This window comes from Micromonospora sp. B11E3 (assembly GCF_039871625.1).
GTDB lineage: Bacteria > Actinomycetota > Actinomycetes > Mycobacteriales > Micromonosporaceae > Micromonospora.
Genome location: NZ_JBDPMC010000016.1, coordinates 68,221 through 89,123 on the forward strand (window position 1 = coordinate 68,221; position 20,903 = coordinate 89,123).

Genomic DNA, 20,903 nt, shown 5'->3' on the forward strand with positions numbered 1-20,903 from the left:
ACCCTGAGCCAGGAGGCGCGGGACCTCAGCTGGCTGGTCAGCGGGTTCGCCGAGCGGGTGCCCGGGGTGGCGCACGCAATCGTGGTGTCGTCCGACGGGCTGCTGGTGGCCATCTCGGACCACCTGCCCCGCGACCAGGCCGACAAGCTGGCCGCCGTGACCGCGGGGCTGATGAGCATCACCGCCGGGGCGGCGCAGATGTTCGACGACGACGTCATCAAGCAGACCGTGGTGGAGATGGGCCGGGGGTACTTCCTGGTCATGCAGATCCGCGACGGCTCGATCCTGGCCACCCTGGCCGCCGGGGACGCCGACATCGGCGTGGTCGGCTACGAGATGGCCCGGCTGGCCAAGCAGGCCGGCGAGATGCTCACGCCCGCGCTGCGGGCGGAGCTGCAGCAGGCGCTGCCGCGCTGAGGCCGCCCCGGGCGGGCGCGGAGACGCCGTGCCCGCCCCGCGCCGGCCCCGGAGAAACCGAACACCCTGGTCGGCGGGGGACCGATCCCCATGGTCGAGCCGGGACCGGCCGGCCGGCCGGTCGACGTGGCGGCCCGGCCGGCCCGGTCCACCGCCCGAAGCTGAACTTGCCGAGAAAAAGTCGTGAAAAAGTGACCGCCGGGGGATCACACCACGGTCGCCGACGGAGTAACGTACGTCACCGGAGAGGCCGCTCCCCCCGTGGCGGCCTCTCCCTTTCTTCTCCCGCCCCGCTCGCCTCCGCCGCCCCGGCATCCTCGTCGGCGGCCGGGCCGGACGCGGAGACCGGGTGCCGCAGCCCCGGATGCCCGGCCGGCAGCGACCGACGGATCACCAGCCAGCTCAGCGCCAGCGCCGCCGCCACCAGCGGCCAGGTCAGCGCGACCCGCGCGACCACCAGCGGCAGCACCTGGTCGCCGAAGTAGAGCGGCACGAACACCACGACCCGCAGCGCGTACGTGCCGGCCCACACCCAGCTGCCCCGCCCGTACGCCCGCAGCAGCGCCGGGTCGCGCCGCCACCGCCCCCGCTGGCGCAGGGCCACGCCCACCAGCACCCCCAGCAGCGGCCACCGCACGACGATGCTGACGGCCCAGACCAGTGCGCTGGCGACATTGGACAGCACCTGGATCAGGAAGAAGTCGCTCGCCCGTCCGGTGCGCAACGCGATCAGCGCGGCCACACACACCGCCAGCAGCCCGATCAGCACCGACCGGGGCCGGTCGCCACGCCGCAGCCGCCAGCCCGCCACCGCGGTGCCGGCCACCACGGCGGCGGCGACCCCGCCGAGCAGCGACCGGCCGGTGAGCAGCCAGCCCAGCGCGAACGCCACCGGCGGGAGGGTCGCGTCCACCGCCCCGCGCCGCCCGCCCAGCAGGTCCGCGAGGGACTCCGGCCGGTCGGTGGGCCGCGGGGACGCCGTCGTCTGATCGGGCTCGGGCATGGCGGTCACGGCATCTCCTCCAGGGTCCGTCCCAACGTATCCCCGGCCGCCGGTGGGCCGGCGCGCGACGTCCCCCCGGCGTGCCGTTACGGTGTGCGGGTGCGGGAGACGGCGAGGGGTTGGACGGCGGTCTGGTTGGTCGTGCTGGCCCTCGCCCAGACAGCGACGCTCGTCGTGCTGTGGCGCCTCGCCCTGCACACCGAGCTCGGCCAGTGGCTCGACACGGTCGCGCTGACCGGCAACCGGATCGGCCAGGACCACATCGACGGGCCCGTGGACCGGCTCCTCAACGCGATGTCGGCGGTCTCGCTGCTGGCGGCCACGGCCGTGATCGGCTTCATCGCGTTGATGCGGCGTCGGGTCGCGCTGGCCCTCACGGCCACCCTGCTGATCGGTGGCGCGAACGTGACCACGCAACTGCTCAAGTACGTCCTGGTCCGCCCGGACTTCGGCATCGACCCGGAGCGGGCCGCGGCGGGCAACAGCCTGCCCAGCGGGCACACGGCCGTGGCGGCGTCGGTGGCGCTGGCGCTGATCCTGGTGCTCCCGCGCAAGGTGCGCGCCGTCGGCGCGTTCCTCGGCGCCGGGTACGCGGCGACCGCCGGGGTGGCCACCCTCTCCGCCGGCTGGCACCGGCCCAGCGACGCGGTCGCGGCGTTCCTGGTCGTCGGCGTCTGGGCGGCGCTGGCCGGGCTGCTGCTGCTGGTCACCCAGCGGGAACGGGCACAGGTGGAAGCTGCCGACGCGCACCGGATCGCCGCCGTCGTGCTCGGCGTCGGCGGCGCGCTGGCCGTGGCCGCGTCGGTGCTCGCCCTGTGGTGGCTGGTCGACCTGCCCCGGGTGGACCCGCACGAGCTGGGCCGGCGGCCGCTGTTCGTCGGGTACGCCGGCAGCGCGGCCGGCATCGCCGGAACGATCGGCGTGGTGGCCGCGCTCGTGCTCGCCGTCGTCCACCGGCTGGTGCCCCGCCACAAGGGCTGACCGGCCCCGCCGGCAAGGCGTCGCGCCGGCCGCGACCCCGCCGGCCCGGCGCCGCCGGGGTCGCCGGTCGCCGCCGGGTCAGGTGCGGGAGTACGTGCCGACCATGTTGCCGCTGGCGAATTCCCGGTCCACCAGCGCCCGGTGCACGTCGCCGGCGTCGGGCGCGTCCGGCAGCTCCAGCGGCCGTTCGAGGGCGTACAGGCGGAAGAAGTAGCGGTGCGGGTCGTCGCCGCGCGGCGGGTGCGGCCCGCCCCAGCCGGTCGCCCCGAACCCGTTCGGCCACTCCCGCCCGCCCGTGGGCACCTGGCCCTCGGCGACCCCGCCCGAGTCCGGGCTGATCCCGGTGACCAGCCAGTGCAGGAACGGCTCCCGGCCCGCGTCGCGGTCCTCGACGAACAGCACCAGCTCCCGCGTCCCGTCGGGGACGTCGGCCCACTCCAGCGGCGGCGAGACGTTTTCGCCCTCGCGGGCGAAACGATCCGGCAGGCGGTCGTGGTCGTTGAACGCGACACTGCGCATCATGATGCCGGCCATCTCCGGGCCTCCTCTCCGTCGTCGCTCCCGGCGCGTACCCGCACCGGCCGGCACGAAACGACGGCGGTCGGCGTGCGAGGCTACGGCGTCGCCCACGTGTCCACCGGTGCCGGCCGGCTCGCCGACATGCTGGCCGCGCCGGCCCCGCCCCGGGCCGAGGTGGACGCCGCCGGGTACTTCGGCGCGGCGAAGTTCACCCCGCAGGTCGACCGGGCGCGCATCGACGGCGCCCGCCGGGAGGCCCGCGAGCTGCCCGACCCGGTGGCCGTCGCGGCCGAGTTCGACCGGGCCTGGCGGGCGGCCGACGCCGCGGTGGCCCGGCAGGGCCCCGGACCGGGTGGTCCGGACCCGGCACGGCGACGCCATGGCGCTGACCGAGTTCCTGGTCACCCGGGTGGTGGAGGTCGGCGTGCACGGCCTGGACCTGGCCGCCGCCCTGGGGCGCGAACCGTGGCTCACCCCGGCCGCGGCGGGGGTCGTCGCGGGGCTGCTGACCGGCGGACGGGGCGCCCCGGCGGAGCTGGGCTGGGACCGGCTGACCCTGGTCGCCAAGGCCACCGGCCGGACGCCGCTCACCGACCGGGAACGCGCCGTCCTGGCGGCGGCCGACTTCCGCTGGCTCGCCTTCGCCGGCTGACCCGCCTCGCCGCCGGTGGCGCCCCCCGGCTCAGATCACCCGGTCGTTGCCCCCGTCCACGGTGATCTGCGCGCCCGTGGTGGCCGCGAAGGTCTCCCCGCAGAGCGTGGCGGCCAGGTCACCGACCCGGGCGCTGGTGATCTCCGTACGGAGCAGGTTCCGTCGCTTGTACTCCGCCACGGTCAGCCCGTAGCGCCTGGCCCGGGCTTCGAGGATCTCCGTGCTCCACAGCCCGGTGTCGAAGACCGCGTCGGGGTGCAGCACGTTGACCCGGATGCCGTCGGCCGCCCACTCCATGGCCGCCACCCGGGCCACCTGCGTCACCGCCGCCTTCGAGGCCGAGTAGGCGACCGCGCCGGGCCCCGGGGCCAGGGCGTTGCGCGAGGCGACCACGACCACCCGGCCACCCCGGGGCGCGAGCGCCAGCAGCGGATGGGTCCGGGAGAACAGGTACGTCACGGATTCGGCGTTCACCGCCATCGTGCGCCGCCAGTCGGCCGGATCCAGCCCGGCGATCTCCCGGCTGGCCGGGAAGATCCCGGCGGCCGCGACGACGATGTCCACGCCGCCGAACCGGTCCACCGCGGCGTCCAGGGCGGCGTCGACGGCCGCGGCGTCGGTGACGTCGACGGTCAGGCCGAGCCGGGCCGGCCCGTCCGACGCGCCGACCGACGGGTCCCGGTCCAGGGCCACCACGCAGGCTCCCCGGGCCAGCAGCGCCTCGGCGCAGGCCCGGCCGATGCCCGAGGCCGCCCCGGTCACCACCGCCACCTCGCCGGCGAACTCCGGCGCCGGGCCGCCCCGGCGCAGCTTCGCCTGCTCCAGCTCCCAGTACTCGAGGTCGAAGATGTCGTGGGCCGGCAGCGCCTGGTAGCCGCCGGCCGCCTCGGCCGCGGAGATCACGTCGACGGTGTGCCGGTAGATGTCCCGGGCCATCAGCGCCTCGGCCGCCCGCCGGCCGGCGGTGAGCATCCCCAGCTCGGGATCGAGGATCACCCGGGGCGCGGGGTCGAGGACGGTCAGGGCCGTGCGGGCCCGGGCGCGGTGCTGCTCGACGTAGCGGCGGTAGTCGTCGGCGTACCCGGCCACGTCGGTGCCGATCAGCGGGACCCGCTTGGTGCGCAGCACATGGTCCGGGGTGAGCGGGCCGCGGGTGGCGACCGCCGCCAGGTCGGGCCGGTCGAGGAAGGCCCGCACGGCCGGGTCCTCGTACCGGCTGAGCGGCATCGGGGCGCCCGCCGCGGCGGACACCTCGCGGCGCAGCCGGGCCAGCCGCACCCGGTCGACCGGGCGGGGCGCGGCCGGCGCGAGGCGGGGCCGCGGCAGGGCCATCCGTTCCTCGGCCAGGCTGACCAGCTCGATGTGCCGGCGGTACGCCTCCTCGGCGTCCGCGCCGAACGTGAACAGCCCGTGGTTGAGCAGCACCACGCCGACCGTCCCGGCGTGGGCGCGCGCCGGGTACAGCTGCGCGCAGAGCCGGGCCAGGTCGAAACCGGGCATCACGTACGGGACCACGACGACGCTGTCGCCGTAGACCTCCTCGACCAGCCGCTCACCCTTGGGCTGGTTGGTCAGGGCGAGCAGCGCGTCGGCGTGGCTGTGCAGCACGGCCGGGTGCGGCAGCAGCGCGTGCAGCAGCGTCTCGACGCTCGGGTCCGGCGCGGTCGCGTCGAGGCGGGCGCAGCGCAGCTCGTTCATCATGTCGCTGTCGCCGAGCCGCTCCAGCCGCAGCAGCGCCCGCAACCGGTCCAGCCGCAGCGCCGTGAAGCCGGACGCGGTCATGGTCGCCAGGTCGGAGCCGCTGCCCTTGACGTGCAGCACCTCCACCGGCTCCCCGGTCAGGTCGGTGACCGTCGCCTTGACCGAGGTGTTCCCCCCGCCGTGCAGCACCAGGTCGGTGTCGGCCCCGAGGAGCCGGGACGCGTACACGAGCTGCGCGACCGGGTCGGAGGCGTCCGGGGCGTCGGCGGCGGACCAGCGGTTGAGCATCGGGGGCGGCTCCTCGGAGGAGGGGGGCGGGTCAGGCGGGGTCGTCGGGGCGGCCACCGGCGGCCGGCAGGATCACCCGACGCTCGGTGACGATGGCGGTGACCAGGTCCGCCGGGGTCACGTCGAAGGCGTAGTTGAGCGTACCGGTGCCCTTCGGCGCCAGCGCCGCCGCACCGAGGGCGGTGATCTCCTCGGGAGCGCGCACCTCGATGTGGACGTCCCGGCCGGACGGGGTGGCCAGGTCGACGGTCGACTCCGGGGCGGCGACCACCATCGGCACCCCGGCGCGCGCCGCCGCCAGCGCCAGCGGGTACGTGCCCACCTTGTTGATCACGTCACCGTTGGCGGTGATCCGGTCCGCGCCGACCACGACCGCGTGGACCAGGCCCTGGGCGAGCACCGACGCGGCGGCCGAGTCCACCACCAGGGTGTGCGGGGCACCGATCTGGGCCAGCTCCCACACGGTCAGCCGCGCGCCCTGCAGCAGCGGCCGGGTCTCCGAGGCGTACACGTGGGTCAGCGCCCCGTGCTCCTGCAGGGACCGGACCACGCCCAGCGCGGTGCCCCACTCGACGGTGGCCAGGGCCCCGGCGTTGCAGTGGGTCTGCACCGCCACCTGCGGCCCCACCGTCTCGACCAGCCAGCGGGCGCCCCGCTCGCTGAGCTCCCGGCAGCAGCGGACGTCCTCCTCCAGCACCGTCAGGGCCTCGGCCAGGGCCGCCTCCGCGCCGTCGGCCTCGAGCCGGGCGCGTACCCGGTCGACGCCCCAGGCGAGGTTCACCGCGGTCGGTCGGGCGGCCCGGATCGCGTCGAGCGCCCGGTGCAGCTCCGCCGGGTCGTCCGGGTACAGCCGGGCCGCGAGAGCCACCCCGAGCGCCCCGGCGACACCGATCGCGGGCGCGCCGCGGATCGCCAGCGACCGGATCGCGACGATCAGCTCCTCGACGGTCCCGATCTCCAGGAACTCGACCTCGTGCGGCAGCCGGGTCTGGTCGATCGCGATGATCAGACCGTCCCGCCAGTCGACAGTTCGCATCAGCACCCCTCACTGTCCGGGCCCACAATCTACGGGGGCGACCCGCTCCGGATCAACGCGTCGCAGCGCCCCGGGCGAAGGTGGTTCCGGCGAACCGGGGACCGGTCAGTCCCGCTCGCCGGTGGCGCGGCGCAGGTGCGCCAGGACGATCGGGTCGATCCGCCCGGACACCAGGCGTTCCTCCAGGTTCTCCACCCCGGCCCAGGAGGCCAGCGCGTCGTCCAGCCCGGCCGCGCCGACGGGGTGTCCGGCGCGGGCCAGCAGCCCGGCGACCTCGTCGGCGAGCGGCCCGGCGAGGTCGAGCAGGGTGGCCGGGTCCGGCCTGCCGAAGAGCATCGCGTGCACGTCGAGCAGCCGCCGCAGCTCGACCACCGGGTCCGGGTGGTCGTCGACCCGCAGGTCCACCACGGTGTCGCTGGTGCCCGCGTACCCGCCGCGCCGCTCGACGACGAGCAGGGCGGCGCTCTGCCGGCCGCGCCGGTCGCCGCCGGCCTCGTCCCCGGCGCGCAGCGCGGCGAGCAGCCGCTGCGGCAGCGGCAGCGCCGCCCCGGCCAGCCAGGCGTCGCGCATCGCGTCGACGACGTGCGGGCCGGCCAGGATGTTGCCCTGCGCCGCCCAGCCGTCGCCGGCCCGGCCGCCCGCCCAGTCGTGGCAGCGGGGACCCGTCCAGGTCGCCCCGTCGCCGGTCGCCCCCACCACCCCGAGCTGGCGGTCGTCGCGTCCCGGGTCGGCGGCCACCAGCCCGGCGACCGCGTCCGCGGCGGCCGCCCCGGTGCGCAGCAGCGCCAATCCCTGCTCCCGGAAGGCGAGGTTGGCGTGGGCCTGGGTGGCCAGCGCGCCGACGTCGGCCGCGGCGGCCGGCACGAGCGCGCCGACGGCGAGGAACTTGCTGGCCACGGCCACGCCGTGCTGACGGCCGTCGACGGAGCGGCCCACGATGGAGAAGGTCATTCGCAGCAGATTAGAGGTCAGAACGGCGGCTTGGCCTGCTCGGGCGGCTTGCCCCAGGCCCGGCGGGCGTCCGCCACCGCCACCGCCAGCAGCACCACGGCGGCCGTCACGGACGACAGCAGCGCCGGCACGCGCACCAGCGCCGGCACCAGCGCGAGCAGGACCAGCGCGGCCACCCACCGCGACGGCGACACCCGGCCGAACACCTCGTACTCGAACCGGGCCCGGCCGACCAGGAACAGCACCGGGCCGCCGGCCACCATCGCCACCCAGACCACCGGCGGGTGCACCAGCGGGTGCCCGATGGCCAGCTCGTAGCCGATCGCGGTGGCGACCAGGCCGAGCACCATCACCAGGTGCGTGTCGGTGGCCGACCGACTGATGGCCGCCGGCTCGGCCGCCTTGGCCACCGCCTCGGCGAGGATCCGTCCGGCCCGCTGGATGTAGATGCGCCACATCAGGATGGACGTCACGACCGCCGTCGCGAACGCGGCGCTGTGATCGGCGCCGAACGGGTGCGCGCTGAACGTGAGGCCGGCGACCAGGATCGTCTCGCCCAGCGCGACGAGGAAGAACTGCTGGTAGCGCTCCGCCAGGTGCGCGCCGCCGAGTTGCCACCTGTTCACGATGGACCGGCCCAGCCCGGGCACCGGCCAGCCGAGTCGGGCGACCAGGTACTCCGCGCCCAGCGCCACCAGCCACAGCACCACCCGCACACTGGTGGGCAGGAACGCGCCGGTCAGCCACAGCACCGCCGTGGCGCCGTACACGACCAGCATCCGCAGCTCGAGCCCCCGGGCCGGGTGCCGCCCGAGCGCCAGCATCAGGATCAACGGCCGGCTGACCTGGGCCGCCACGTACGCCGCGGCGAATGCCAACCCCATGCTGGTGTACGCGAGGGGGATCGCCACCCCCATCACCATCGTCGTCACCAGCGAGGTGATCACGACGACCTGCAACCACAGGTGGTACGGGTCGTACCGGCTCGTCATCCAGGCTGTGCCCTGCCACACGGACCACAGCGCCAGCAGGAGCAGCAGGGTCTTGCCCGTGGCGGTGACCGCGGGCCAGCCCGACGTCTCGCCCTGCAGCACCAGGTCCTCGAACGCCCGGGCCGCGATGCGGGTGAGCGCGAAGACGAACACCAGGTCGAAGAACAGCTCCAGGAACGTCGCCCGCTCGGTTGCCTCCGTCAGCGGCCGCAGCCGCGCCTGGCCGCTCGGCTCGGGCGTCCACTGCCGCCGCGGCGACTCGCCGTCGCCCCGGTCGGCCGTCCCGCCGTCGTACCGGTCCATCTGGCAGTCGTAACACCCGACCGGTCGGGGACGGTGGGGATCGGCACAACCCGCCCGGGATCTTGCCGCGGCGACGGTCGCCGAGGCCGCGCCCGGCCGGTTCGCGCTGGGCATCGGCGCGTCCTCCCCGGTGCTGGTGCGGGACTGGAACGCGGCGCCGTTCGAGGAGCCGTACGCGCGCACCCGCGACGTGCTGCGCTTCCTGCGAGCCGCGCTGCCGGGGGAGCGCCGGCCGGGGTTCGAGGTGGTGGCCCGGATCTTCGTCTGCCCCACCGAGGACGCCGCCCACGCCCGCGCCGTCGGCCGGCGGCTGATCACCAGCTACCTCACCGTGCCCGCGTACGCGGCCTTCCACCGGTGGCTGGGCCGGGAGGACACGCTCGGGCCGATGTGGCGGGCCTGGGCGGCGGGGGACCGGCGCGGCGCCGGCGCGGCGGTGCCGGACGAGGTGGTCGACGCGCTGGTGCTGCACGGTGCGCCGGAGTCGTGCCGGGAGCAGGTGCGCCGCTACGTCGACGCCGGGGTGGACGTACCCGTGCTGGCGCTGCTGCCCACGCCGGAGTCGGCAGCCGGCGGCGCGGCCGCGCTGGCGGACCTGATCGCCCGGCTGGGCCCGGCCTGACGGTTGTCGACAACCGGCCGAGCGGAGAGGAGACGACGATGAACCTCACCGACCGGGTGACGGTGATCACCGGCGGGGCCGGCGGCATCGGCGCGGCGCTGGCCCGGCGGTTCGCCGCCGAGGGCGCGGCGGCGATCGTGGTGGCCGACCTCGACGTCGCCGGGGCGTCGGCCGTCGCCGGGGCCGTCGGCCCGGCCGCCCGCGCCGTGCAGGTCGACGTGACGGTCGAGGACCAGGTCCGCGACCTGGTGGCCGACACCGAGCGGCGGTACGGCCGGATCGACCTGTTCTGCGCCAACGCGGGAGTGGCCACCGGGGCGGGTCTGGACGCCCCGGCCGCCGACTGGGACCGGGCCTGGCGGGTCAACGTGCTGGCCCACGTCCACTGCGCCCAAGCCGTGCTGCCCGGGATGCTCGCCCGGGGCCAGGGGTACCTGCTGCACACCTGCTCGGCGGCGGGGCTGCTCACCGCCGTCGGCGACGCCCCGTACACCGTCACCAAGCACGCGGCCGTCGGGTTCGCGGACTGGCTGGCGGTCACCTACCGCGACCAGGGCATCCGGGTCAGTGCGCTGTGCCCCCAGGGCGTCGACACGCCGATGCTCGCCGACGGGCTGTCGGCCGGGCACCTCGGCGCGCGGGTGATCGCGGCGTCGGGCCCGGTGCTGCACCCCGACCGGGTGGCCGACGCGGTGATCGCCGGGCTGGCCGAGGAGCGGTTCCTCATCCTGCCGCACCCGGAGGTGGCGAACTACGCCCGGCGCCGCGCGGAGGACCCGGACGGCTGGCAGGCCGGCATGCGCAAGCTCGTCCGCCGCCTTCGCTCCTGACCTCCTCCATCTCCCTGCTGCCAGCCCACTACGGGAGACCTCCCGCTCGCTTCAGGCTCTCGTTGCGTTCGTTCATCAAGGAGAGTGCGTTCGTGGCTTCGGTCAGCTCGTTCAGGGCCATGGCGAGCATCCGGCCACTCGATACTTCGAGGGCTCGCTCGCAGTCCCGACCACCTTGTGCTGCGCCAGTGGCGAACGCCTTCCAGTACGACTGGGCCTGAGCCTCGGGGACGGGGAAGTAGGCGGCGGCATCCCTCGCGATTGCCTGGAACTCCCTGCAATGCTTGATGGCCAGGGAGTTGTCGACCATCTCCGGCTTCTCGATGAGGGCGCTCAGTTCGCCCCCGGCGGTGGCGAACCGCGTTTGGAGTGCCAGGCCGCCGTACTTCTCCCACGCGTACACCTGCAGCGCTCTGGTCCGGGGAGACGGTTCCGCCTGCCGCAGCTCGGCTCCCGATTCGGCGGTCGGCGGAGAGCGGTCGACGGCGGGCGACACCAGGTCCGCCACGGTGATCACCACGACCACGACGCCCAGCACTCCCATGGCCAACCGCCTGTGCGAGAGTCCGTAGCGGGAGGGCATCCGCAGGCGTGGGGCAGGCGCCGCCTGTCGGGCTGATCGAAGTCGGCGAATCACCGAGACGGCCGCGGCGGCGACGGCGGTGACGAGCACAGCCAGTACGAGCGCCGGGCCGCTGATGAGGCGGAAGCCCAGCCAGGCCGACGCGATGGGATACGGATGGCAGGACAGCCGCAGCGTGGACAACTGCGGGACACAGCCGTCCAGAGACGCCACCGCGATCGCCCCGGCGAAGCCCACCAACACCGCGGTCTGGGCCCCGATCAGCGCGCACAGCAGCCGGTAGCGGTCCACCAGCGCCGCCGTCGTGGTCGCGGCGGCACCGGCGCCCGCGACCACGGCGATGAGCACCCAGGCCAGGTAGGTCCAGATCAGGAGGACCCTCGACTCGGTAGTCGGAGGCGGCCACGTGTGCATGTACGCCATTGCCCCGGCGACGACGCACGTGGCAAGCACTCCGCCGAGCAGGCCCGGGAGCAGGACCCGCCGCAGGGGTGGCAGTGTCTCGCGCTCTGGGGAACGAACCGCCCAGGCCGCGAGCGGCACCAACCAGAGGAGCGCGACCGACGCCAGGGTGAGCGGCCAGTCGGTCAACGGGACCAGCGACGGCCACACCGTGGACAACCCGGTCACGATGCCGTCCTGCTGTGCCACGTCCACGGCGGGCACCCCGCGTGTCATGTTGGCCCGCATCTCGGCCACGGAGTACGGCCAGCCTCTCACGAACGACACGCCATGCACCTGCCACCAGGCGAACCATGACGACAGCAGCACACCGCCGACGCCTGCACCCAGCAGGGTCACCGGACGGAACGTGGACCCCGGCCACGCCCTGGACCACAGCTCCGCGCACCGCGTGGTCCACCAGCCGAAGAACGCTCCGGCGCAGACGGGCAGCAGCAGAGCGGGAGGATGCGCCGGCAGCAGGGAGTCGAGCCCGACGTGATACCCGGTCAGTTCGCCGGTGGCCATCCCTATCCCCAGCCACAGCCCGGCCCGTAGTCCTGAGGGCACCGGCCGCCTGGTGAGGATGGCGTGGACCGAAGCACGCCACAGCGCGGTTCCGGCCACTCCGGCGACCAGCACCGCCGTCAGTACCCACGAGGCGTCCACCAGCCACGCCACGTCGTAAGCCGCAGCGTACAGACCCAGTTGGGAGTGGATCAGCGGGGCGACGACACCGGTGAGGAACATCGGCAGCGCCCTCGCCACGTACAGCGTCGCGGGATCGGTCAGGGTCGCCCGACGCAGATCTCCTCTGGGGTGCGTGGCCCACAGCTCCAGGAAGGTCCTCAGCAGGCGGCGCAGCCGTCCGCTCCCGTCCCCGGCTCCCTCGGCAGCGACGGGGATGCCCGACCAGCTGCGGGGGTCGGCTCCCCAGCGCACCGCCGCGAGGTCGGCGTACGTCTCCCGGCTGCGCAGCACGTCCGCGCGCGCGAGGTGGACGAGGACCACGAGGACCGCCGCTGTGGCGAACAGCTTCCCCAGAATGATTTGTGAGCCGCCCAGTGACTCCATCGTTTCGGGCTCCAGGGGCGCACGCACTCCTGTGGCGAACAAGGCGTGCCATCCCGCCAGGGTTAGGAGCAGTACGACGTACGGGAGCAGCACGGTACCGAGGAAGGCCCGCCACAGCGCCACGGTGAGGTAGGTGAGGGTGACGTCCCCGTTGCGAATGTGGGCGTACTCATGGAGCACTACCGCCCGGAAGCCCTCGGGGTCGCTGCCGCGGCCGGCGAGGAGCCCGCCACGCAGGCAGACGATCGGCCGACGGTTGCTGCCGAACACCACCGCGTCGCCCGAGGCCGCCGCCGGGTCGAGGACGATGCGCGGCAGGCGGTCGAGCCCGGCCACCGCGGCCAGTTCACTCATCGTCCTCTGGATTTCGCCATCGACGTCGACCGCCTCCAGGGGGACGACCCGGCTCCGCCGCGCCTTCCAGGCAGGTATCGCCCACATCAGCGCGGCGGACACCACAATGACAAGGGCCGGCCAGACTCGCGACGGCCACCAGGGCAGCCTTGGCGATGACGAGAAACGGTCGATGCAGGCGCGGTAGGCGCCGCTGTTCTGCCGCGGGATGGGGTGGCCGATCTGGCTGGGGTCTCCCCCGGCGGCCAGTTCACATCCGGCGGAACCGCCCATGGTTGGGGACGAGGCGGGGCCTGCGCCAAGGGCCAACATGATCATCGTGGCGCTGCTCACCATGATCAACACCACGAGTACGACGAACCGCAAGGTGGTCCCGGAGACCAGGACACGCTCGTCCAACTGCTGCGGAGTGGGGCGTCCGTCTTCCGTCACCTGTCAGGCCCTCGTCCGGTTCTGGTCCGTGCCCGCGCCGCCTTCGGGCTCACCGGTGTCGCGCTGACCCGAAGGGCCCTCTGCGCCCACCACATGACGCACGGCACTCTGCACGCCCGTGCCTGCCCTGGGCCCCTGCGCCCCTGCGACGAGGCTGTCTCTGCGCCCATCTGTCCCCCCGGAGCTGCTTGCGCACCACGACATCCACTGCGCCCAAGGGGAACGCCGGGCCGCGACGTGTGCGACACTGCAGGAGAGCGGCCGCCCACATTGGACTTCATACCCCTGCTTGGGCCGTGCTGTCCATGGACGGCTGGGTGTTTCCGCCTCATCCTGATTGGGCCCGGACGGCCGCTCGCGCCCCCCTCGGCGGACGGTCAGCGGGGCCAGCGCAGCGGGCCGGGGTGCGCGGACCACAGCAGCCGGCGCCACCAGGGGCGGGCCGCGCGCAGGGCGGCCGTGTACCCGGCGGCCACGGCGGCGGCCCGCTCCGCCTGCTCTACGGTGGTGGTGCCGGGGGCGAACGCGAGCTGGTTCAGCAGCGCCGCCAGCTCGGCCACGTCCGGCTCCGGCGCCCCGGGGCCGGCCAGGTGGGCGACGGCCAGCAGGTCGCGCCGGTTCCCGGGCGGTGGTGCCTCGGCGCGGGCCTCGGCCAGGGCGGCGCGGGCCCGGGCGGCGACCTCGGTGGCGGCGAGGTCCCCGCCCACGGGGCGGCCGGCCAGCCGCAGCGCGTCGGTCACCTCCCGCCAGGCCCCGGACACCCGCGAACCCGGGTCGCCGGCGAACAGCCGGGCCCGGGAGCGGGACCGCCGCAGCCACGCCAGCGCCACGAGCGCCGCCCCGGCCAGCAACAGCAGGCCAGCAACGCCGCCGCCCACCAGTACGGGCGTCGCCACGCCGGCCGGCTCGGCCGGTCGGGCCGGGGCGGCCACCGGCGGCGCGGACTGTGTCGGTTCCGGGGTGGGCTCGGGCGCCTGCGACGGCGGCGGCTCCTCCTGGGGCGGCCGGAAGTCCTCCTCGACGGGGCGGGGCTCCTCGTCCGGGCGGGGCAGCGGGTCGAACGGCACCCAGCCGATCCCGGAGAACAGCACCTCCGGCCAGGCGTACGCGTCCGCCGCCCGCACCGGCCCGTCCCCGGGGGAGGTGAACCCGACGACCACCCGGGTGGGCAAACCGGTCAGCCGGCCGAGCACCGCGAACGCCGCCGCGAACTGCTCGGAGGTGCCGCGCTGGCCGCCGCCGTTGCGCGGGCCGAAGAGGAAGAACTCCAGGTTCGGGTACGCGTGGCCGCTGGGCGCGTCGGCCACCACCCGGTAGTGCTCGGCGAGGAACTGCTCGATCGCCGCCGCCCGGGCGTACGGGGCGCCGTTGTCCTCGGCGAGCTGCGCGGCGAGGCGGCGCAGCGGATCCGGCACCCCGTCGGCCACCCGCAGCACCCGCGCCACCGCGTCCCCGGCCGGTACGTCCGCCGCGGCGAGCAGGTTGCTGTCGGGCCGCTCCGCCGCCGAGGTGACCGTGTACCGCAGCCCCGGCGTCAGCCCCTCGGGCCGGATCAGCGTCCCGGTCCGCGGGTCGTACGCCACCCGGGCGCCGCTGACCTCCCATGGGGTGGCGACGGCGGGCAGCAGCCGCCCGGTCAGGTCGGCGACGGTGATCTCCTGCCGGACCGTCTCGACCGTCGCCCCCGGCGCGGTCGGGGTCTCCGGGAGGATACGGCCCGCGTTGCGGTACGTCGCCCCGACCCGCCAGGTCACCCCGTCGTAGTCGCTGAGCACGGCGAGCCTGATCCGCGGCGACCGGCCCGGGTCGCCCCCGCCGGCCGCCGGGTCGCCTTTCGGGCCGTTGCCGTCCGGGCCGGCCGACGGGCCGGGGGCCGGGGCGGCGCCGTCGCGTCGCGTGCTCACCTCCAGCAGCTTCTGCTGCGGGTTCAGCGCCCAGCCGGAGATCCGGATCAGCGGGTTCTCGTCCAGCGACTCCACCTGCGGCGGCTCCACGTACCGGCGGGGATCCACCGGCCGGCCCTCCACCCGGCCGGCCACCGCCGGGCCGAGCAGGGCGGCCAGCCCGACGACCACGGCCACCCCGGCCGCCGTCGTGGCGGCCAGCCGTACCCGCACCGCCGCCCGCACCCCCGGCGCGAGCCCGGCGGTCGGGTCCGGGCCCGACCGCGCCGCCCGCCCGCCGGGGACGGCGAGCCCCACGGCGGCGACCGCCGCGAACGCCACCGTCGGCCAGATCGCCGGGTCCGCGTTCGGCCCGATCACGTACAGCGCCCCGGCGTACAGCAGCGCGGGCGGCAGGTAGCCCAGCAGCAGCCGGCCGGCCCGCAGCCCGACCTCCGCGCCGGCCAGGCCGGCCAGCCATGCGGCGACCAGCGGCACCAGCACCGTGTCCGGGGCCGGCTCGACGGGGATCATCGCGGTCAGCAGCCGGGGGATGCCGTTGCGGGCCGCGTCCGCCGCCACCTCGACCAGCGGGGCCGTCAGCCCGGCGGAGTCCGCGGACACCCGCAGCGACCACGCCGTCCAACCGGCCAGGGCGGCCACCGACAGCGGGGCGACCAGCCACGACGGCAACCGCCGGGCCGCGACGCTGACCAGCACCGCGCCGACCCCGGCGCCGACCACCAGCCAGGTCAGCAGCCCGCCCGCGTACACCCGGCCGAGCACCACCCCGGAGAGCGCGACCAGCGTCGCGAGCGCCAGCGGCGCCACCGCCGCCCGCAACGCCCCGAGCAACCTCACCACCGGCGGACCCCGTCCCACTCGGCCGCGAACGCGGCGCCGTCGGCCGCGTCGACGACCACCATCCCGGACGCGGCGGCCGGCGTCGGGTCCGCCGCCCCGAACACCCCCACCAGCAGCGACGGGTACGCCCCGCGCAGCGCGCCGACGTGCCCCAAGTCGCCCCGGCCGTCCGGTCCGGTGAGGAAGACCAGGGTGTCGCCGAGCCGCTCCCGCCGCAGCCGGCCCGTCGCGACGCGCAGCGCCTCCACCGCGTCGCCGCCGTCGAGGCGTACGGCGGCGAGCCGGTCCAGCGGCCCGGCCACGTCCTCGACCGCCTCCGCCGGGGGCGCCGCCGCCCGCCGTGCCGGGACCCACCGCCGCCGGCGTGGCAGCCCGGCCGGCGCCGGCCCGCCGACGGCGGTGGGCCGCTCCGGCGCGACCAGCAGCAGCACCACCGGCAGGTCGGCGCGCAGCGCCGCAACGACCACCGACGCCGCCGCCTCGCAGGCGGACTCGAACGACTGCGGGTCACGGTGGGCGGCGGCCCGGTTGTCCAGCAGCACCACGATCCGCGGCAGGCTGGTGTCCACGTTCTCCCGCACCATCAGCTCGCCGACCCGGGCGCTGGTACGCCAGTGCACCCGGCGCAACTCGTCGCCGACCACGTACTCGCGCAGCGAGTCGAACGTGATCGACCCGTGCGGCACCCCGTCCACCCGGCCGTCGAGGCTGCGCCCCGCGCCCGTCGGCACCGCCGTCAGCGGATGCACGCGCGGATGCACCCACACCGGCACCGTCCCCGGGTACGCGCGGGCCAGCGCCACCAGCCCCAGCGGGTCCCGCCGCGTCACCCGCAGCGGCCCCACCCGCACCACACCCCGCCGGTCGGTCGGCACGTCGTAGGCGACCGCGACGTCCCGGCCGGGGCGCAGCCGCAGCACCGGCACCGGCACCGAGCGGTCGCCGCAGCGGTCCTCGGCCAGCAGGTTCGCCGCCCGCAGCCGCCCCGTGTTACGCACCGTCAGCACCATCCGGGCCGGCTCGCCCCGGGACACCCGGTCCGGGTCGGCGTGCCGGCGCACCTCCAGGCGGGGGCGCCACAGCGCGACCAGCAGGGCGTACCCGACCGCGCCGCCGGCCGCCACCCCGAGCAGGGTCAGCTCCGGGTACGCGAACCGGAAACCGGCGCCGAGCAGCACCACGGCGGCCACCAGCAGCCCGGCGCCCCGGGCGGTGATCCCCACTGCGCGGCGGGTTCAGCGGGCCGGGGCGAGCTGGCCCGACGGCAGCGGCACCGGCACCGAGGCCAGCGCCTGGCGCAGCACCTCCGCAGGCGTCACCCCGCGCACCTGCGCGTCCGGGCTGAGCAGCAGCCGGTGGGCGAACACCGGCTCGGCGAGGGCCTTGAGATCCTCCGGCATGATCCAGCCCCGCCCGTCGATCAGCGCGTACGCGCACGCCGCCCGGGTCAACGCGATCACCCCGCGCGGGCTCACCCCGACCCGCACCTGCGGGTGGTTGCGGGTCGCCGCGGCCAGCCGCACCGCGTACGCGTACAGCGGCTCGGCGATGTGCACCCGCCGGGCCATCTGCACCATCTCCCCGACCGTGGCGGTGTCGGTGACGGCGGGCAGCGCCTCGGGGGAGCGGACCGTCGCCCCGCGCAGCACCTCCACCTCGACCGCCTCGTCCGGGTAGCCGACGGACAGCTTGACCAGGAACCGGTCCAGCTGCGCCTCCGGCAGCCGGTACGTGCCGTCCATCTCCACCGGGTTCTGCGTCGCCACCACCAGGAACGGCTGCGGCACGGGGTGGCGCACCCCGTCGACGGTGACGGTGCGTTCCTCCATCACCTCCAGCAGCGCCGACTGGGTCTTCGGCGACGCCCGGTTGATCTCGTCGGCGATGACGATGTTGGCGAACACCGGCCCCGGGTGGAACTCGAAGGCCCGGGTGGCCTGGTTGAAGATCGTCACCCCGGACACGTCCGAGGGGAGCAGGTCCGGGGTGAACTGGATGCGCCGCCACTGGCCCTTGACGGTGGCGGCGATCGCCCGCGCCAGGGTGGTCTTGCCGACCCCGGGCACGTCCTCCAGCAGGACGTGCCCCTGGGCGAACAGCGCCGTCAGCGCCAGCCGGACCACCTGCGGCTTGCCGAGCACCACCGAGTTGACGTTCTCGGCCAGCCGGGCGGCCAGGGCGGCGAAGCCCTGCACCTCCGGCTGGGTGAGCGGTTCGCGGGTGTTCACGGTGGTGCTCCTAGCGTGGGTGGCGCGTGGTCAGCAGGTGGGCAGGACGTTGATGTCGTCGCCGCCATCGAGGTTGAGCCAGGCCCACGGAATGTAGTTCCGCCCGCTGTACTCGACCTGCACCCACCAGGTGCTCTGCTTCTGGTTGTTGTAGATCCAGGAGTCGACGTTGTCGCCCCGCTTCTTGCAGTACGCCTTCAGCCGGGTGCCGGGCTCGGCCCAGCCGACCTGCTGGGCGTTGTCCTGCCGGGGAACCCGGAAGATCTCGTTGCCGTTGCGGCCGGCGACGTCGGAGTTGCAGTACGTCCGCTGGTCCCCGGACGGCCCGTTGTTGCAGGTGGCGATTCCGTACAGGGCGGCGGTGCTCTGCGCCCGGGTCGCCGTGTCCTGACCGGCCGCGTTGCGGGCCGTCACCGTGACCGTGTACGCGGTGCCCGGCGTCAGGTTCGCCACGGTGGCGCGGGCGCAGTCGGACGCGGCGATCGGCGCCCGGTCCGGCACGCCGACGGTGCACGCGGGCTTCCCGCCGCCGGCGTCCATCGTGAAGGTGACCGTGACCGAGGTGGCCGTCGCCGACGAGCCGGTGACCGTGATGCGCGGCGGCGCGACCGTCCGCGCGGTGTCGGTGGCCTCCGCGCCCGGCCCGGCCTCGTTGACCGCCCGGACCTTGACCGTGACGTTCTGCCCGTCGCCGAGACCGCCGACGGTGGCCCGGGTGTCGGTCACCTCACTGGTCCGGCCGCCCGCCTCGACCAGGTACTTCGTCACCGGCCGGCCGTTGGGTGCCGCCGGGGACCACTGCACCGCCACCGTGCCCGGCTGGTCGGCCACGGTCGTCGCCCGCAGGCCGACCGGCTGGCCCGGCGGGGCGAACGGCACGACCGTGTTGCTCACCGGGGAGGCCGCCGAACCGGCGCCCCGGTCGCTGACCGACACCACCGTGAACGCGTACTGGTTGCCGTACTCCAGCTCACCCGCCGGGACCACCAGCTCCGTCTTCGTCGACTCGCCGACCGGGGCGTTCGCGCCGGCCGAGGAGGCGGTCACGGCGTACTTCGCGATCGTGTTGCCCTGCCCGTCGGCGGCCGGCCACTTCACCAGCACGGTGCCGTCCGGCCGGGCCTCGGCGGTGACGCTGGCCGGCGGGTCCGGCACCTCCGCCGTCGGCGTGACCGGGTTGCTGGTACGCGCCGGCCCGTCGCCCTTGGCGTTGACCGCGTGCACCGAGAACCGGTACGTCTCGCCGTTGGCCAGGCCCTTGACCTCCACCGACCGCTGGTTGGCGCCCACCTCGAGGCGCTGGCCGGCGCCCTCCACCACGTACCGGATGATCTCGGCGCCGTTCGCCGCCGCGGGCCGCCAGCTCACCCGCGCCCGGGCGTCGCCCGCCGACGCGGTGACGCTGCGTGGCGCGCTCGGCTTGCCCACCTTCGGCGTCTTCGGCGGAGGCGGCGGCGGGGGCGCCGGCGGCGGGTCGCCGCCGAGCACGTCGTTGGCGTACTTGTCGACGTCGCGCACCTGATGCTTGTCGTCGACCACCCGCGCGGTGGCCGAGTCCGGCGCGTTGATGAACAGGTGGTTCTCCCGCACCTCCAGCTCCAGCGGCCCCGTCCAGCCCTTCCCGCCGATCGTGTCGACGAGCTGACCGCCCGAGTCGAAGGAGTAGACGATGCCCGTGGTCTCGTCGGCGACGTAGAAGCGGTCCGCCCAGGCCACGGCCGGGCTGAGCCGGTCACCCCGGCCCGGGACGGTGAACTGCCGCTCCTCACCGCCGTCGCCGATCACCAGCACCTTCCGCTCGCCGGGCACCGTCACCGGCACCCGCGGCCCGCTGGTCCGCGCCGGCAGGGCGCCCGGCCCGGTCATCCGCAGCGGGGTGCGCAGGACCTCGCCGCGCCGCACCCGCACCAGCTCGCCGACCGTGCGGTCCAGCACCGCGACGCCGTCGTCCAGGGTGGACACCACCAGCTCGTGGCTGGGCTCCGCGACGTCGTACGACTCGATCTTCTTCGGGCTGAGCCCGCCGCCGGCCGGCGCCGCCGCCCCGGGCTCGTCCGGCAGCTCCGCCGCCGTCACGGCCGACACCGTGCCCTCGGCGGGCACGGCGATCCACAGCCGACCCTCGCCGTCGAAGGACCCGCCGGTGATGCCCGGCGGGTAGCGCACCGGCTCACCGACCGGCACCAGCGAACGCGGATCGAGCTGCCGGACGATGCCCTGCACGGCGTCCACCACGAACGCCGCGTCCTCGTGCAGCGCCACGTTCACGCCCAACCCCGGCGTGGTCCGGGTGGTCGCGGTGATCTGAAGGGTCGCCAGGTCCAGCGAGCTGACCTGCCCGGTGTTGAGGTCACGCAGGATCAGCAGCCGGTCGGTCTGGACGACCTGCATCGGATGCCGGCGGGCGCCCGGAACCTCCACCCGCGTGTCCACCCGCGCCGTCACACCGTTGACCCGGGACATCTCGCTGCGGGCCGCGCTCCACAGCCAACTGCTGGCGTCGTAGTTGGCCACCGCGTTGTCCGCCGCGCCCAGCCCGAGGACGGTGAGCCCCATCGCGGCCAGCAGCGCGGCGACCGTGCCGATCGTGACCAGGCCGCCGCGCAGGCGGCGGGAACGGCGGCGAGGAGACTGCGCCCCCGTGCTCACGGCGTCGTCGATGGTGGCCACAACCGGCTGCCTCCCCGTGTCGTCGTGCCAGGTGACGCGCCGTGCACCGGCGACCGCCCCGAGCCGGCTGCCATCATAT

General features: G+C 75.4%; 14 protein-coding genes and 2 pseudogenes. 5 read left to right on the forward strand and 11 right to left on the reverse strand.

Annotated features, from left to right (window positions below; translation table 11 throughout):
- Positions 1-3: 3 nt before the first annotated feature.
- A complete protein-coding gene (locus tag ABGB16_RS11470) occupies positions 4-417 on the forward strand; it encodes a roadblock/LC7 domain-containing protein (protein WP_347668005.1) in 414 nt (137 codons plus the stop codon).
- A gap of 238 nt (positions 418-655) precedes the next feature.
- On the opposite strand, the gene ABGB16_RS11475 is transcribed toward ABGB16_RS11470, so the two are convergent.
- Positions 656-1,420, reverse strand: a complete 765-nt coding sequence (locus tag ABGB16_RS11475) for a DUF3159 domain-containing protein (protein WP_347668006.1) — start codon at positions 1,418-1,420, stop codon at positions 656-658.
- Positions 1,421-1,513: 93 nt separating this feature from the next.
- Here ABGB16_RS11475 and ABGB16_RS11480 point away from each other — a divergent pair, with 93 nt between their 5' ends.
- Complete coding sequence (locus ABGB16_RS11480; protein WP_347667985.1) at positions 1,514-2,401, forward strand: phosphatase PAP2 family protein; 888 nt, start codon at positions 1,514-1,516, stop codon at positions 2,399-2,401.
- 78 nt (positions 2,402-2,479) lie between these two features.
- Here ABGB16_RS11480 and ABGB16_RS11485 read toward each other — a convergent pair whose 3' ends face one another.
- Complete coding sequence (locus ABGB16_RS11485) at positions 2,480-2,935, reverse strand: YbhB/YbcL family Raf kinase inhibitor-like protein (protein ID WP_347667986.1); 456 nt, start codon at positions 2,933-2,935, stop codon at positions 2,480-2,482.
- 87 nt (positions 2,936-3,022) lie between these two features.
- Here ABGB16_RS11485 and ABGB16_RS11490 point away from each other — a divergent pair.
- Positions 3,023-3,572: pseudogene (locus ABGB16_RS11490) on the forward strand (maleylpyruvate isomerase N-terminal domain-containing protein); the annotation flags it as partial.
- Positions 3,573-3,602: 30 nt separating this feature from the next.
- On the opposite strand, the gene ABGB16_RS11495 reads toward ABGB16_RS11490, so the two are convergent.
- From ABGB16_RS11495 to ABGB16_RS11510, 4 genes are all read right to left on the reverse strand, one after another.
- Complete coding sequence (locus tag ABGB16_RS11495; RefSeq protein ID WP_347667987.1) at positions 3,603-5,561, reverse strand: bifunctional aldolase/short-chain dehydrogenase; 1,959 nt, start codon at positions 5,559-5,561, stop codon at positions 3,603-3,605.
- Positions 5,562-5,592: 31 nt separating this feature from the next.
- Entirely contained in the window at positions 5,593-6,597 is a 1,005-nt protein-coding gene (gene mtnA, locus ABGB16_RS11500; RefSeq protein WP_347667988.1) for an S-methyl-5-thioribose-1-phosphate isomerase, read from the reverse strand.
- A 105-nt stretch (positions 6,598-6,702) separates the two neighbouring features.
- The gene (locus ABGB16_RS11505; RefSeq protein WP_347667989.1) at positions 6,703-7,548 is read right to left on the reverse strand and encodes a DUF1028 domain-containing protein; all 846 of its coding nucleotides are present in this window, start codon (positions 7,546-7,548) and stop codon (positions 6,703-6,705) included.
- A 17-nt stretch (positions 7,549-7,565) separates the two neighbouring features.
- Positions 7,566-8,843 (reverse strand): low temperature requirement protein A, encoded by a 1,278-nt coding sequence (locus tag ABGB16_RS11510; protein WP_347667990.1) that lies wholly within the window; start codon positions 8,841-8,843, stop codon positions 7,566-7,568.
- 61 nt (positions 8,844-8,904) lie between these two features.
- On the opposite strand from ABGB16_RS11510, the pseudogene ABGB16_RS11515 reads away from it, so the two are divergent.
- A pseudogene (locus ABGB16_RS11515) lies at positions 8,905-9,465 on the forward strand (LLM class flavin-dependent oxidoreductase); the annotation flags it as partial.
- Between the two features lie 38 nt (positions 9,466-9,503).
- A complete protein-coding gene (locus ABGB16_RS11520; protein ID WP_347667991.1) occupies positions 9,504-10,295 on the forward strand; it encodes an SDR family oxidoreductase in 792 nt (263 codons plus the stop codon).
- A gap of 28 nt (positions 10,296-10,323) precedes the next feature.
- Here ABGB16_RS11520 and ABGB16_RS11525 read toward each other — a convergent pair whose 3' ends face one another.
- From ABGB16_RS11525 to ABGB16_RS11545, 5 genes are all read right to left on the reverse strand, one after another.
- Entirely contained in the window at positions 10,324-13,083 is a 2,760-nt protein-coding gene (locus ABGB16_RS11525) for a M48 family metalloprotease (RefSeq protein WP_347668007.1), read from the reverse strand.
- A 473-nt stretch (positions 13,084-13,556) separates the two neighbouring features.
- A complete protein-coding gene (locus tag ABGB16_RS11530) occupies positions 13,557-15,926 on the reverse strand; it encodes a transglutaminaseTgpA domain-containing protein (protein WP_347667992.1) in 2,370 nt (789 codons plus the stop codon).
- A complete protein-coding gene (locus ABGB16_RS11535; protein ID WP_347667993.1) occupies positions 15,920-17,149 on the reverse strand; it encodes a DUF58 domain-containing protein in 1,230 nt (409 codons plus the stop codon). The genes ABGB16_RS11530 and ABGB16_RS11535 overlap by 7 nt, the downstream gene beginning before the upstream one ends.
- Positions 17,150-17,161: 12 nt before the next feature.
- On the reverse strand, positions 17,162-18,154 hold the full coding sequence (locus ABGB16_RS11540; RefSeq protein WP_347667994.1) for a MoxR family ATPase: 993 nt from the start codon (positions 18,152-18,154) through the stop codon (positions 17,162-17,164).
- Positions 18,155-18,184: 30 nt separating this feature from the next.
- Positions 18,185-20,824: a fibronectin type III domain-containing protein gene (locus tag ABGB16_RS11545; RefSeq protein ID WP_347668008.1), complete on the reverse strand. Its 2,640-nt coding sequence runs from the start codon at positions 20,822-20,824 to the stop codon at positions 18,185-18,187.
- Positions 20,825-20,903: the final 79 nt, after the last annotated feature.

Bases quoted from the DNA above. Each gene is read 5' to 3' on its own strand.
- ABGB16_RS11525 (WP_347668007.1), bottom strand. From the start codon at position 13,083: ATGGTGAGCAGCGCCACGATGATCATGTTGGCCCTTGGCGCAGGCCCC.
- ABGB16_RS11475 (WP_347668006.1), bottom strand. From the start codon at position 1,420: ATGCCCGAGCCCGATCAGACGACGGCGTCCCCGCGGCCCACCGACCGG.
- ABGB16_RS11505 (WP_347667989.1), bottom strand. From the start codon at position 7,548: ATGACCTTCTCCATCGTGGGCCGCTCCGTCGACGGCCGTCAGCACGGC.
- ABGB16_RS11495 (WP_347667987.1), bottom strand. From the start codon at position 5,561: ATGCTCAACCGCTGGTCCGCCGCCGACGCCCCGGACGCCTCCGACCCG.
- ABGB16_RS11485 (WP_347667986.1), bottom strand. From the start codon at position 2,935: ATGGCCGGCATCATGATGCGCAGTGTCGCGTTCAACGACCACGACCGC.
- ABGB16_RS11510 (WP_347667990.1), bottom strand. From the start codon at position 8,843: ATGGACCGGTACGACGGCGGGACGGCCGACCGGGGCGACGGCGAGTCG.
- ABGB16_RS11520 (WP_347667991.1), top strand. From the start codon at position 9,504: ATGAACCTCACCGACCGGGTGACGGTGATCACCGGCGGGGCCGGCGGC.
- mtnA (WP_347667988.1), bottom strand. From the start codon at position 6,597: ATGCGAACTGTCGACTGGCGGGACGGTCTGATCATCGCGATCGACCAG.